This window comes from Pseudoalteromonas sp. BZA4 (genome assembly GCF_040104395.1).
GTDB lineage: Bacteria > Pseudomonadota > Gammaproteobacteria > Enterobacterales > Alteromonadaceae > Pseudoalteromonas.
Map to the genome: position 1 here is coordinate 1 of NZ_JBECOT010000030.1, position 13,253 is coordinate 13,253.

Annotated in this window: 8 protein-coding genes and 13 tRNA genes; 12 read left to right on the forward strand and 9 right to left on the reverse strand. The window is 41.9% G+C overall.

The annotated features are described in order from the left end of the window. Window positions 1-172: 172 nt before the first annotated feature. Window positions 173-673 (reverse strand): RDD family protein, encoded by a 501-nt coding sequence (locus ABMY41_RS13040; protein WP_349274959.1) that lies wholly within the window; start codon window positions 671-673, stop codon window positions 173-175. Window positions 674-813: 140 nt separating this feature from the next. Between ABMY41_RS13040 and ABMY41_RS13045 the strand changes: the two genes are divergently transcribed. Together ABMY41_RS13045 and ABMY41_RS13050 are read left to right on the forward strand one after the other, a co-directional pair. Next, window positions 814-2,466, forward strand: a complete 1,653-nt coding sequence (locus tag ABMY41_RS13045) for an acyl-CoA dehydrogenase family protein (protein WP_349274961.1) — start codon at window positions 814-816, stop codon at window positions 2,464-2,466. 176 nt (window positions 2,467-2,642) lie between these two features. Then, window positions 2,643-2,727, forward strand: a tRNA-Leu gene (locus ABMY41_RS13050). Between the two features lie 234 nt (window positions 2,728-2,961). On the opposite strand, the gene ABMY41_RS13055 is transcribed toward ABMY41_RS13050, so the two are convergent. The 8 genes from ABMY41_RS13055 to ABMY41_RS13090 all read right to left on the reverse strand — a co-directional run bounded on the left by ABMY41_RS13055 (window position 2,962) and on the right by ABMY41_RS13090 (window position 5,188). Continuing rightward, window positions 2,962-4,133, reverse strand: a protein-coding gene (locus ABMY41_RS13055) for an IS3 family transposase (RefSeq protein WP_349274963.1) whose coding sequence is annotated in 2 segments (ribosomal slippage) — window positions 2,962-3,860 and window positions 3,860-4,133 — 1,173 coding nt in all. Because the reading frame shifts where the segments join, the coding sequence is not laid out codon by codon here. A 187-nt stretch (window positions 4,134-4,320) separates the two neighbouring features. Then, window positions 4,321-4,396 (reverse strand) — tRNA-Val (locus ABMY41_RS13060). Between the two features lie 102 nt (window positions 4,397-4,498). After that, window positions 4,499-4,574: transfer RNA gene (locus ABMY41_RS13065), tRNA-Val, on the reverse strand. Between the two features lie 52 nt (window positions 4,575-4,626). Beyond that, window positions 4,627-4,702 (reverse strand) — tRNA-Val (locus ABMY41_RS13070). A 43-nt stretch (window positions 4,703-4,745) separates the two neighbouring features. Next, window positions 4,746-4,821, reverse strand: a tRNA-Val gene (locus ABMY41_RS13075). A gap of 36 nt (window positions 4,822-4,857) precedes the next feature. Next, window positions 4,858-4,933 (reverse strand) — tRNA-Val (locus ABMY41_RS13080). A 67-nt stretch (window positions 4,934-5,000) separates the two neighbouring features. Next, window positions 5,001-5,076 (reverse strand) — tRNA-Val (locus tag ABMY41_RS13085). Window positions 5,077-5,112: 36 nt separating this feature from the next. Beyond that, window positions 5,113-5,188 (reverse strand) — tRNA-Val (locus tag ABMY41_RS13090). Window positions 5,189-5,830: 642 nt separating this feature from the next. Here ABMY41_RS13090 and ABMY41_RS13095 point away from each other — a divergent pair. The 10 genes from ABMY41_RS13095 (at window position 5,831) to ABMY41_RS13140 (ending at window position 13,252) form a co-directional block, all read left to right on the forward strand. Further along, window positions 5,831-5,906 (forward strand) — tRNA-Ala (locus tag ABMY41_RS13095). Window positions 5,907-5,945: 39 nt separating this feature from the next. After that, window positions 5,946-6,021, forward strand: a tRNA-Glu gene (locus ABMY41_RS13100). A 130-nt stretch (window positions 6,022-6,151) separates the two neighbouring features. Then, window positions 6,152-6,227 (forward strand) — tRNA-Glu (locus ABMY41_RS13105). 169 nt (window positions 6,228-6,396) lie between these two features. Continuing rightward, window positions 6,397-6,472 (forward strand) — tRNA-Glu (locus tag ABMY41_RS13110). Window positions 6,473-6,639: 167 nt separating this feature from the next. Continuing rightward, window positions 6,640-6,715 (forward strand) — tRNA-Glu (locus tag ABMY41_RS13115). Window positions 6,716-7,022: 307 nt separating this feature from the next. Further along, window positions 7,023-7,970 carry an HlyD family efflux transporter periplasmic adaptor subunit gene (locus ABMY41_RS13120; RefSeq protein ID WP_175083178.1) on the forward strand — a complete coding sequence of 316 codons (948 nt, stop codon included), beginning with the start codon at window positions 7,023-7,025 and terminating at the stop codon, window positions 7,968-7,970. Beyond that, window positions 7,967-8,893: an ABC transporter ATP-binding protein gene (locus ABMY41_RS13125; protein ID WP_175083179.1), complete on the forward strand. Its 927-nt coding sequence runs from the start codon at window positions 7,967-7,969 to the stop codon at window positions 8,891-8,893. Before ABMY41_RS13120 ends, ABMY41_RS13125 begins: the two co-directional genes overlap by 4 nt. A gap of 5 nt (window positions 8,894-8,898) precedes the next feature. Beyond that, a complete protein-coding gene (locus ABMY41_RS13130) occupies window positions 8,899-10,044 on the forward strand; it encodes an ABC transporter permease (protein ID WP_349274966.1) in 1,146 nt (381 codons plus the stop codon). Between the two features lie 146 nt (window positions 10,045-10,190). Next, window positions 10,191-11,276 carry an extracellular solute-binding protein gene (locus ABMY41_RS13135; RefSeq protein ID WP_252948911.1) on the forward strand — a complete coding sequence of 362 codons (1,086 nt, stop codon included), beginning with the start codon at window positions 10,191-10,193 and terminating at the stop codon, window positions 11,274-11,276. Then, on the forward strand, window positions 11,273-13,252 hold the full coding sequence (locus ABMY41_RS13140; RefSeq protein ID WP_349274968.1) for an ATP-binding protein: 1,980 nt from the start codon (window positions 11,273-11,275) through the stop codon (window positions 13,250-13,252). The genes ABMY41_RS13135 and ABMY41_RS13140 overlap by 4 nt, the downstream gene beginning before the upstream one ends. Window position 13,253: the final 1 nt, after the last annotated feature.

Below are 13,253 nucleotides of genomic sequence, written 5' to 3' on the forward strand. Positions count from 1 at the left end.
GCTGAAACCTTTGTACTGCCAGAGCGGAGAGAAAGACATTATCCAAGGTGTGTGAAAAAGAGACCTAGTCGATACCCAGAGCGGAAACCAAAAAAAATGCTTGCCAGTTCTTAACTGACAAGCATTATGGTTTGAGCCACGCTTTTTTGTGCTTGCTGTATTGCTTAATCACTTAATCAAGTGAGCGATAAATACGTTTATTTTCTTCTTTGGTGAGGGTGATTATTTCTGTTTTTGCGATGTAATCTTGTAAGGCACGCTTATTTTTAAAATCGACCAACACCACTAAGTTACCTAAACCTAATAGTGCAGTAATGGCTCTAAGTGCGCCTTGATGCCAGCTAATTAAATGACCATCGAGAGTTTGCACCTTTAAACGCCATGCGCGCATACCAATTGTTTGGCCGCTCTTAGCCCAAAAATAGCTAAAGAAACTAACACTCACTATCACTAATAACACACTGCGAATGCCATACAGTAATGGCGAGTTTTGAATGAAAGCAGATACATCTTCAGCGTCACCAATACTTAGTAAGTCTAAAGAAATTAGCCCTTGAACAGCTAATAAATACAGTACGGTTGTCAGCATCGCAAAGGCAATGATAACCAAGGTATCGTAGATTAAAGAGGCAAAGCGGCGCCAGAAACCGGCACGTGGAAACTCAGCTGACATAAACAATCTCGTCCAATTAAATTGCGCAGTAGTTTAGCAAAGTCCTTCGCAAACAAGAAATACTTAACGGCCGTTTAGCAAGTCGACAAACAGGTCTGACCTGCTATAGTTGAGAAAATAATAAAAATGAGCACACAGTTATGGCCGTTTCTCAAAGCGAAACTCACCAAGTATTTAATCAACCCAAACCACTTGAAAACTACAACGCCTATGAGGCCGACAGGGTACTTCAATACTGGCAAAATCGTTTTGCTGGGGAATGGGGAACTGCGCATTTAACGGCGTTTGGGGAGCAAGTGGGAGGTGTATTACTGCAAGCTGGGTTCTTAGCAAACAAACACTTACCCGAATTAACAACTCACAGCCGCTTTGGCGAACGCATAGACCAAGTTGATTATCATCCAAGTTACCATCAGCTAATGCAGCATGCTATAGAGCAAGGGCACTGCGCTTTGCCTTGGCAGCAAAAGAAAGCCGGTAGCCATGTTGTAAGAGCGGTAATGGCGGTGCTACACAATCATGCTGATTCGGGCTCTGGTTGCCCATTAACCATGACGTTTGCTAGTGTGCCTGCCATTGCGAGTCAAGAAAATGTAGCGGCTATGTGGCTACCTAAAATACTGGCAAATCATTACGATTCTGACAATAAGCCTTGGACAGAGAAAAAAGGTGTCACCATAGGTATGGCGATGACCGAAAAACAGGGCGGCTCTGATGTTCGGGCTAATACCACTAAAGCAGACGCCATCAATGAAAGTGGTGCAGGGCAATTATATGCTTTAACCGGCCACAAATGGTTTTGCTCAGCGCCTATGAGCGACGCCTTTTTGGTACTCGCTAATACCGATGACAAGCAGTTATCTTGCTTTTTAGTGCCGCGCTGGCTCGAAACTGGCGAGAAAAATGCCATGTATATTCAGCGCTTAAAAAGTAAATTAGGTAATCAATCAAATGCGAGTTCTGAAATTGAATTCAGAGGCGCGCATGGCTGGTTACTCGGCGAGCCGGGACGAGGCATTGCCACTATTATTCAAATGGTTGCTCTAACTCGTTATGACTGCATGTTGGGTTCAAGCTCGCTGATGTTACAAGCAGTAAAAGAGGCAATTTGGCATACCGCTGGGCGTAGTGTGTTTGGTAGAAACTTGCATCAACAGCCACTCATGCTCAATGTATTGGCAGATTTAGCTATCGAAGCAGAGGCTGCACTAGCCATTTCAATGCGTATTGCCAATGCCCTTGATAACCAAAATGATAGCAATGAAGTGGCATTAATACGTAGCTCCACAGCAATCGGTAAATATTGGATCTGTAAGCGTGCAGTGCAGCACACTTATGAGGCTATGGAATGTATTGGTGGCGTGGGTTATGTTCAAGACAACATTACCAGCCGACTTTATAAAGAAGCACCGGTTAACTCTATCTGGGAAGGCTCTGGTAATGTGCAATGCCTTGATCTTTTACGCGTGTTCAGTCGTGAGCCTGAGTCACTTGAGGTGCTTATCAATGAACTTGAAAAAGCGCGCAGTTTGCACCCCGATTTTGCGATAAAGCTCGATGAGCTTAAAGGTATGCTTACAGATACTGCAAACCTTGAAATGCATGCTCGGCGTATAATTGAAAAGCTCGCGCTACTTTGGCAAGCAGCAACACTACTACAATTTGGCGAGCCACTTATTGCCGATGCGTTTGTAAAAAGTCGTTTAAGTAGTGCAGGGTTTAGTCAGTACGGCTGCCTGAGTCATGATATCGATTGTCAGGCGATTGTTTCGCGAATGATGCCAAAACTCTAAAGTTAACAACTTGTTTAATTATTGTGCGGTTGATCAGTGACGCCGCACAAAACGCTTGCTGCCTTACCCATTCTTTGTATAATGCTTGGCATAGAGACAAAAGCAGTTAAAAAAGCTCTTGCTCTAAAGTGGTTTTTCTTTATCTTCTCGTGTTTAGAAGGTTAAAGAAAAATGAAGCCAGTATGATGGAATTGGTAGACATGACGGATTCAAAATCCGTTGCCTTCGGGCGTGGCGGTTCAAGTCCGCCTACTGGTACCACTTTTATGACCCCAGCAGTTTTGCTGGGGTTTTTTTATGCCTGAAAAGTAGTTAGCGGACTTGAGCGCCACGCAGGGCGTGGCACTGGAATAAGTAAAAGTCCGCCTACTGGTACCACTTTTTAACCCTAGCCAATTGGTTAGGGTTTTTTATGCCTGAAAAGCTTTCAGCCATCAGCTGTCAGCTATCAGCTATCAGTTTTTTGATCTGACCCCGATAAAGTAGACACGGGGTTTAATTAACTTGTTCGTATTGCATGGGACTTTTATAGCCTAGGGTGCCATGCCTTCTTACTGAGTTGTAGTATTTTTCAATATAAAAATACGTTTGTGTTGTCATTTCACTACGACTCAGTTCATTTAAATTCTTTATCCACTCCTTTTTATACTGCGCGAAGAAGCTTTCTGAGCATGCGTTATCCCAGCAGTTGCCTTTTCTAGACATACTCACTGTGACACCTCTATTAGTTAACCACTTCACTGTTTCCTTTGCGACATACTGGGCTCCTTGGTCTGAATGAAAGAGCAAATTCGAACCATCAGGTTGGCGTGCTGACCATGCTTTTCTCAGTGTTTTAATAACTAACTCGGCGTTGTTTATCCGGCTTGTTACCCAGCCAACAACCTTACGAGAGTACAAGTCAAGGATGACGCATAAATACTGCCAACCATCTTTACAGCGTACTTGAGTGATATCTGAAACCCACACGGTATTTGCTGTATCAACTTTAAACTGGCGTCGTAGTAAGTTACTCGCTTTGATTGTACCTTCTTTCTTCGCGCGGCTTGTATAGCGCCTCTTACCTGACTTTGAACGATAGCCAACGCTTTGTAATAGCCTCTGCACACGTCCTTTACTACAATCAAAGCCATGCGCTACCGCTGCTTCCCAAAGCTTTCTATAGCCCGGGATACAGTGCTCCTGGTCGCTAATATGCTTTAGAAACTTAAGTAACGAACTGTTCTCTTTCTGGCGTGTGCTAGGTAATTGCTTTAACCATTTATAATACCCAGCTGGCGACACAGATAACCAACTGCACAACTTCTTCACTGTGCGTTTGGCATCTGTGACCTTGTGGATATATTCGAACCTTATTCTTTTAGGCTGTCGAAGTAGACCTTCGCCTTTTTTAAAACGTCATTCTCCAACTGAGCATCTTCGAGTTGCTTCTCAAGTTTGCGAATTTGGCGCTCTAAATCTGTGTATGACTTTTCTGGGCCTTGGTTCTTTAATGGCTTTGCTGTTTTCTTCTTCGAGGTCATGTGACTTCTCCAACTTGATAGCATGTCAGGATGAATACCGTATTTATTAGCGACCATCTTAACTGTATCTGTGGTGTCTAACGACTCTTGAACGACTTTTATTTTAAATTCGAGTGAATGTTTACGATATGGTTTTACTTTCATGATTACTGACTCCAAAAAGGTGTCTACTTTTATGGAGTCAGATCAAGTAGAAGCGGTTGTTATATGTGGTGGGTCGTACTGGACCTGAATCATCGAGCCTATGTTTTGTAAAGGGTGGCGATGCTTTTGAAAACTAGAGATAAAACAAGGAAGCTTTAAAGAAAGTATTTAATGAAGTATTTATATGTGGTGGGTCGTACTGGACTTGAACCAGTGACCCTCGCCTTGTAAGGGCGATGCTCTCCCAACTGAGCTAACGACCCACATATAAATTTTGTTTTAGATTAAATGGTTGGTTTTACTGAACTTAACCACCGAGCCTTTTCGTTGTAAAGAGTTGCGATGCTCTCTGCTTCAAAAAGTAATGGTGGGTCGTACTGGACTTGAACCAGTGACCCTCGCCTTGTAAGGGCGATGCTCTCCCAACTGAGCTAACGACCCATATAATCTTTTTCTTCGCTACCATTTTTAACTTTTTGCTTTAAAAAGTAAATGGTGGGTCGTACTGGACTTGAACCAGTGACCCTCGCCTTGTAAGGGCGATGCTCTCCCAACTGAGCTAACGACCCGCGAAGAATAATCTAAATGAAAACACCATCAAAGTTTGTTTAATGGTGGGTCGTACTGGACTTGAACCAGTGACCCTCGCCTTGTAAGGGCGATGCTCTCCCAACTGAGCTAACGACCCATTTAGATTTTTGTAATATGAAACACCATTTTAAAATGGTGGGTCGTACTGGACTTGAACCAGTGACCCTCGCCTTGTAAGGGCGATGCTCTCCCAACTGAGCTAACGACCCATATTACATACAGCATATCTTCTTAATGGAAGGACCACCAAAACTTTCTTTATAAAGAGAAAGTAAATGGTGGGTCGTACTGGACTTGAACCAGTGACCCTCGCCTTGTAAGGGCGATGCTCTCCCAACTGAGCTAACGACCCATTAAGAATTTAGATATGAACACCATTAGGGAATAATGGTGGGTCGTACTGGACTTGAACCAGTGACCCTCGCCTTGTAAGGGCGATGCTCTCCCAACTGAGCTAACGACCCATATCTAAAACAACTCATTGCTGCGTTGTTGTGGGGCGCTATTATAGATAGAGTTGTAAATGTGTCAACACTTGAATGAGTAAAAATGTGTTAGATGCAGCTTTTATAAACAATGGCATGGCATTTAAGCATTTTTTGGCGAACAAATATGCAATTTATATTCATAAGCTTATATTTAGACTTGGATCTATAGCTTTATGACCTAGGTAAATCATTCCAAATGATATGAATACAGTAAATTTTTAAAACAGTTTTTTCATACCGATAAATTTGTATCAGTTAATTGCATTCTAGTTAGCACTATTAAAACAAAGCAGGGAAGGGGAAAGTCGTTTTATTTAAAGCTTTAAATAACGAATTTTATTTTGCATATAAATGTATACCTTTTTTTAGAGAGTAAACTCAAAAGCAGAGAGTCATTGATAACAAACCAGCGATGCAATTAGCCCAAAATAGCTAATTTGATAGCACTTTGTATAAAATACCTCCGCAACGGATTGATATTTAGTCAGCTTGTTGAAATTTAAATCATTTAAATAAACTTAGATAAAAAACTGTTGACTTTATTTGGGGGGCTGCATAGAATGCGCCCCGCACTCAGCGATACACAACCAACATTAATTGGTGGTGTGTATGCAAGTCGGGGCTATAGCTCAGCTGGGAGAGCGCTTCGCTGGCAGCGAAGAGGTCTGCGGTTCGATCCCGCATAGCTCCACCAGATTTGCATAGTGTTTGTCCTAGGGTTGCAGTTTTCTGCGTCCCCATCGTCTAGAGGCCTAGGACACCGCCCTTTCACGGCGGTAACAGGGGTTCGAATCCCCTTGGGGACGCCACTTACTCTTAGTAAGTGAGCAATTGCCAAGAGAATAAATATGTTGGTCTCGAGTACTTACATGTTATTTTAGTAACCTTAACTCCGATATGAGTCAAACTATCATTTAATGTCCTAGTGACACATTATGTGTCCCCATCGTCTAGAGGCCTAGGACACCGCCCTTTCACGGCGGTAACAGGGGTTCGAATCCCCTTGGGGACGCCACTTATCTAAGTAGGTTATGTGTAGTAGGGCGGTGAACACCGCGCAATCTATGCACGACGTTATCAAGAGTACGAATCTCTTGGGGACGCCACTTACTTTAAGTGTTGTGTTATTAAGAGCTCGTCTGAATCGAGTCTAACTATTCAGTTGTCCTAGTGACACATTATGTGTCCCCATCGTCTAGAGGCCTAGGACACCGCCCTTTCACGGCGGTAACAGGGGTTCGAATCCCCTTGGGGACGCCACTTACTTTAAGTGTTGTGTTGTTAAGAGCTCGTCTGAATCGAGTTTAACTATTCAGTTGTCCTAGTGACACAGAAACTTTCTGTTTAAGCTAAGGCCATTCGCCTCGCAGGCTCGGTCTCATCTTACGCAGAAATAGCATATCAGTGATTTGCAAACCAATTTCTGCGTCCCCATCGTCTAGAGGCCTAGGACACCGCCCTTTCACGGCGGTAACAGGGGTTCGAATCCCCTTGGGGACGCCACTTATTCAAGTTGCTTATGTGTAGTGGGGCGATGAACACCGCGCAATCTATGCACGACGTTATCAAGAGTACAAATCTCTTGGGGACGCCACTTACTTTAAGTAAGTTGATGTGTTGGAAAGACTATCTATATATCATTTCAAATAGAACTAAGATTTTTCAACTTAATATTTCTTATTCTCCATATATCTTTACGATATAGACTCCATAAATTTCTAAAACTTTAATTCCAATTGAACACTTTTACTGATCATTTTATTACTTTATAGTATTTAGCAACTCATCAGCTAACCATAAGGAAATTAAAATGTTAGCTAAACGTGTTGTATTCATTCTAATTTCTTTAGTCATTACTGCTTGCTCAGACTCAAATGAGGGAGTAGCGCTAGGAACGCTTGAGCGTGAGCGTGTGATCCATCCTGCAACGACTAACGAAATACTGATCGATTTACCCGTCTCAGCAGGCCAGTTGGTCGAAAAAGGGCAGGTGATTGCAAAGTTCGATGCTGAACTACAACAAGCGATTGTTGCTAAAGCACAAGCTCAATTAGCTCAAGCCACTGCATTTCTTGAAAAAACCTTGAATGGTGCTCGCCCCGAAGAAGTTGCTGCCGCATCAGCCAAAGTAGCAGCAGCTAATGCTGCATATACGCAAAGCGAAGCTAATTTTCGCCGTGCAAAAACCTTAGTTAAGGATAAACTCGCAAGCCAAGAAACCTTAGATAGTGCTACCGCTGCACGAGATGAGACTTTTGCTAATTTAGAATCAGCAAAGCAGAACTTAAATGAGTTAACAAATGGTTCTCGCGTTGAAGATATTAATAGTGCGAAAGCGCAAGTTCAGGCGGCAGAAGCAGAACTAAAAGTACAGCAAAAATACCTCTCAGATCTGACAATTAAAGCGATGCGTGCTGGCAGGGTCGATAATTTACCTTGGCACGTAGGTGAGCGAGTTACTAAAGGCAGCCCTGTCGTTATTATTCAAGCAAACAGCGCACCTTACGCTCGCGTATATATCCCTGAACCATATCGTGCCAAGCTCAATCAGGGCATGACACTTACGGTTCGTGTCGATGGCATAGATAAAGATATACAGGGTGAACTGACCTGGATTGCCTCAGAGCCTGCGTTCACGCCTTTTTATGCCCTTAATCAGGAAGAGCGTGCGAGATTAATGTATCTTGCTGAGGTAACACTACCGGTAAGTGAAAATAATTTACCGACAGGCGTACCTGCTCAAGTGATTATGCCATGACTGAATCGGTGATCCATGCCAAAGGTTTGGTAAAACAATTTGGCGATTTAAAAGCGATTGATAACCTTGATCTAGACGTGGAGCAAGGGCAAATTTATGGCTTTTTGGGCCCTAATGGCTGTGGTAAAACGACAGCAATCCGTATGCTTACGGGGTTATTGAAGCCAACCTCAGGTGATATCAACGTGCTTGGCTTAAGTCTGCCAAAAGATGCTGAAAAGCTCAGAACGCAACTTGGTTATATGACGCAAAAGTTTTCACTTTATAGTGACTTGACTGTACTTGAAAACCTAAAGTTCATGGCGGCGCTTTACCCTTTTAAAAAGCAGCAAAAACAACAAAGAATTGACGAATTGCTCCATACCTATGGTCTTGATCAAAGAGTTGATCAAATGGCCGGAAGTATGAGTGGAGGCCAACGGCAGCGCTTAGCATTGGCTGCTGCAGTGATTAATAAACCGAAAATTTTATTTCTTGATGAACCAACATCGGCTGTAGATCCACAAAATCGCCGTGACTTTTGGGAAACACTGTTTGATTTAAGTAATGCCGGTACCACGATATTAGTCACCACCCATTACATGGATGAAGCTGAGCGTTGTCATCGTTTAGCCATTTTAGAATCTGGTATTAAACGCGCGGATGGCTCTCCAAAGCAATTAATGACAGACATGCACGCTCATGTTGTTGAAATCGCAGGGGCGCAAACCAGAGAATTAAAAAAACAGCTAGCAACAATCGACCATGTTATCTCAGCCACTCAATTAGGTGCACAGCTGCGAGTATTAGTAAAAAAAGATGTTCAAGACCCCGTTGAGTTCATAAAACAGCAATCATTCTGCCAGGATACATGGCAAGTAAATAGTGTGCGTCCAAGCCTTGAGGACGTGTTTGTCACCTGTACAGGGCTGGGCAGACAATGAGTATTATGACTTCATTAAGCCGCATAAAAGCAATTGTAAGCAAAGAATTATTACAATTACGCCGCGATAGAATGACCTTTGCGATGGTGGTGATGATCCCCCTTATCCAACTGATTCTATTTGGTTACGCTATTAACACCAACGTTAAAGATATTCCTGTTGCAGTGGTCGATCATAGTCAAACTGCGCTCAGTCGCATTTTAGTACAAACAGTATCGGCGACAAATGTGGTTAAAGTGACGGATTATTACGGCAGTATTGAACAGGCAAAAACAGCAATCGCCAGTGCGAAAGTGCGTGCTGTGCTGTTTATACCCCACGATGTGGCAAACCGACTTGCTCAGCACCCAACAGTTGGTTTTGGTTTGCCTGATGGCAGTAATGAGTCGTTAGTTAGGCCAATTGCGCATTGGTTAGTTGACGGCTCAGATACAATGGTAGCGTCGAGCATAAAATCGCTGCGCAATATGCCGCTTGCAGAGCTTCTCGATAAGCCTGCGAATAGAACTTACCCAACCTTTGAGACGACCTTATTTTATAACCCAGAGCAACGCTCTGCAGTGAATATTGTGCCAGGTTTAGCTGCTGTTATTTTAACCATGACGATGATTATGTTTACCTCTGCTGCCATTGTTAAAGAGCAAGAGCGAGGTAATATGGAGCTCTTAATCACCTTACCGTTAAGCTCGCTTGAATTAATGATCGGTAAAGTGGTGCCTTATATCTTCATTGGTTTTATTCAGTTATTTATTATATTAGGTATGGGTAAGCTCTTGTTTCACATTCCTTTTGGTGGCGGTTTAGTCGCATTAGTTATCGCAACTTTTGCTTTTATATGTGCCAGTTTAGTGCTTGGCTTAGTACTTTCGACCATCGCTAAAAACCAGCTTCAAGCAATGCAAATGACAATCTTTATTCTGTTACCCTCTATTTTATTGTCAGGTTTTGTATTTCCCTATGAAGGTATGCCAAAGGCAGCGCAATGGCTTGCTGAGTGCCTGCCCGCAACGCATTACCTAAGGTTAATACGCGCAGTAGTGCTAAAAGATGTCAATTTAATAAGTATGAGCAGTGACTTACTTTGGCTTTTAGCTTTTACTATTTTGGGCTTGGCTGTGGCTGCATTTAGATTTAAGAAAACCCTTGATTAGGCTGGGCAATTTAAGGCATATGTGCTTAACTAAAAAGTAATTTTAATTCATTTTGAGTAGACATTAGCGTGTGGCGAGTATTTTGGCTGGCGGTGATACTAGCGACGTTTGATTGCTATTCAGCAACTATAAACCTAGCCCATACCATGAAGCATGAACATTTTAACCAATTGCTTAGTGAGTTTGCAGAGCAAAGCGGTTTAACTGTTAACTCTGTATTGGTTGACCAAAAGGCGCTAAAGGTAAGGTTGGTACAAAATACTAGTACCAGCACCTCAACAGACGTTGTTATTGTACCCGCTGATCACTTAGGCCTTGATAAATATGCCAACTACAGCACCATTCCAGACTCACTCATAGCTGATACCACAGACAAGCGAACCTTAGAAACTGCAAAGCTCAACAATAAGCTCTTAGGTATACCTATCATTCAAGGGAATCACTTGTTACTTTTTTATAATAAACAGTTTGTTAAACAACCAATAGAAAATTGGCAGGATATATACCAAATTCAACCAACATTACCTGAAAAAGTGAAACTCGTTACGTGGAGTTTTATGGAAATGTATTGGTTTATCCCGTTCTTATCGGCTTTTAATGGCGACCTAATTGTAGATAATCATGTTCAGCTAAATACACCAGCAATGCAATCGGCTCTCAAATTTGTTTGGGGTTTAAATAAACAAAATCTGGTTGATAGGCAGTGCGATTACACTTGCTCAAATAATGCATTTAAAGCACAGCAAGCCGCTTTCACCATTGATGGTGCATGGGCATTAAAAACGTATGAAGAGGCATTGGGTAATAATTTAGGAATACAACAATTACCGAAACTCAATGGTGAGTATATGCAGCCTTACTACTCAACCTTTGTGCTGGCATTTCCAAATGATGGCTTAAATGGCGCAAATAAAGAGAGCTTGATCAAATTTGCTAAATTGGTTCAAGCGGAAAAATTCCAAACACTGGTTTGGCAAAAACTTCAAGATATCCCCGTTAATACTAATGTGTTAAATAATCTAAAAGCACAACAAGGCACTGAGTTATCAACCTTAATTGATGCTATACAATTCACAAAACCTATGCCTTCAACCGCATCTATGATCATCGTGTGGGAAGTATTAAATAAAGGCTTTATTCGTTATGGCAGTGGTGCCTTAACTGCTGAGCAAGCGGGGCTTTTTATGCAAGGGTTGGCAGAGCGTTCGATTGCCAATGAAGGGGATGAATGAGTAGTCCACGCTTTAGTCGAGCCTTATTTATCAGTGTATTACTACTGGTCATTATTCCCCTACTTATCCTTGCAGGTTTGATGATAGGGCGATTCTATTTAAGTTCAATTGACCAAGCAAATACGAGTTTGCAATGGCAAGCTAGAAATAATGCGGCCAGCCTTGAACAACTCTTATTTAAGCTTGAGAAAAATAGCCAATTGCTTAGTAGCACTAAAGCGATTACAGAACTGCCCAATAAAGTGGTGTACTCACAGTTCGCGCTTGTACAACTGCAGGAGTTTGTTGCCCAGAATCCACAGATAAAAGCATCGATTGTAATTGATAATCAAGGCTTTATAGTTGAAGGTTATCCTATTACCTCTTTAAATTTGAATTATAAACTTACTAAAAGCATTCTCGACAGTGCTCAAACATCAATAGAGCAAAACACAATTCAAATTATCGATAACCCCCAAGTCACTGAGTTACTTGCACCTCTACAGGCAAAACAAAATGCTTTACTGGCAATTACATCTAAGTTGTTACATGAGCAAGATTCTCTTAGTGAGCCAATAATCAAAACGGGCGTGTTAGTGTCTTTTGTGCCTTTATCAGAGGCGTTAAAGTGGCTTGCAATACATAATGAACAACCGGTTTATCAAGCAGGTAAGCAGGTACAAATTACTGCACAAGATAACATTTTATATAGCGTGGGCGATGCTGGCGATAACGGCAAATTAATGGGGCAGGCCTCAATCAGTAATGTTTTTTATGCAGGTAAGCCAACCAGTTTACAGTTCCAAATTAATGAAGCAAAAACCACCTACACCAGCGCTGTAAAGCAAACGGCTATATTGGCAGGGTTGTTAATTGTAGGACTCTCTATTATTTCATTTATTTCAGTGCGTTGGTTGACGGCACGTCTCCATAACCCACTAAATCGTATTACTGCTCTTAGCCGAGAATATGCATTAGGTAATTACAAACAAGATACCGACGATTTTCATTATCAAGAGTTTAAAGATATTGCAGATTCCCTCAGCAGCATGGCTGATACCATTGATATACAAATTACTTCATTGCAATTAGAAAAACTTCGCGCTGAGCGCTCTGAGCAAGTTAAAAGCCAATTCTTAGCCAATATGAGCCATGAAATACGTACTCCGATGAATGGTATTGTGGGCTTTTTGCAGCTACTCAATAAAAGCACGCTAACACAAGAGCAAGCAGAGTTTGTAAGGCAAATTAATAACTGTAGTGATGTGTTATTAACCGTGATTAACGATATTCTCGACTTTTCAAAAATAGAGGCCAATAAAATAGAGCTCGAGTCGCGACAATGTGATTTAGTCGCGCTTTGCCATGACCTAATCTTACTATTTAAACCGAGTTGTGATGCCAAAGGGGTTGGCTGCCGACTTGAGGTCTCCTCATTACATTCGCTGAATGTAGAATGTGATGAAATACGTGTTAAACAAGTGCTGATAAACTTGCTCTCTAACGCCGTTAAGTTTACCAATCAAGGAGAGATAATTCTTTCGCTTACTCTGCAAAGCCGAGATGAACACCAGACAGCCGTCGTGATATCGGTAAAAGATACAGGCATTGGTATCGCTGAAGATAAAATAACGGCCCTGTTTAATCCCTTTGTTCAAGCGCAAAGTAGTACTACTCGTGAATATGGAGGGACCGGTCTTGGGCTTGCCATCAGTAAGGGGATGATTGATTTGATGGGAGGTACTATTGGTATCGACAGTGAGCTTGGCAAAGGTACCGAGTTTACCATTAATGTTAATTTTAAATCACTAAACCCACAGGACGCTAGTGCAAAAGAACACCAATCAGATGAAGATACTCAGTTCGATTTTAAAGCCGTCGACAAGCCAATATTAATTGCTGAAGATAACCCGATTAACCAAATTGTAATCACTAAGTATTTAACTCAATTAGGTCTAAATTATGAATTGGCAGAAAACGGACAAATTGCCTGTTAGA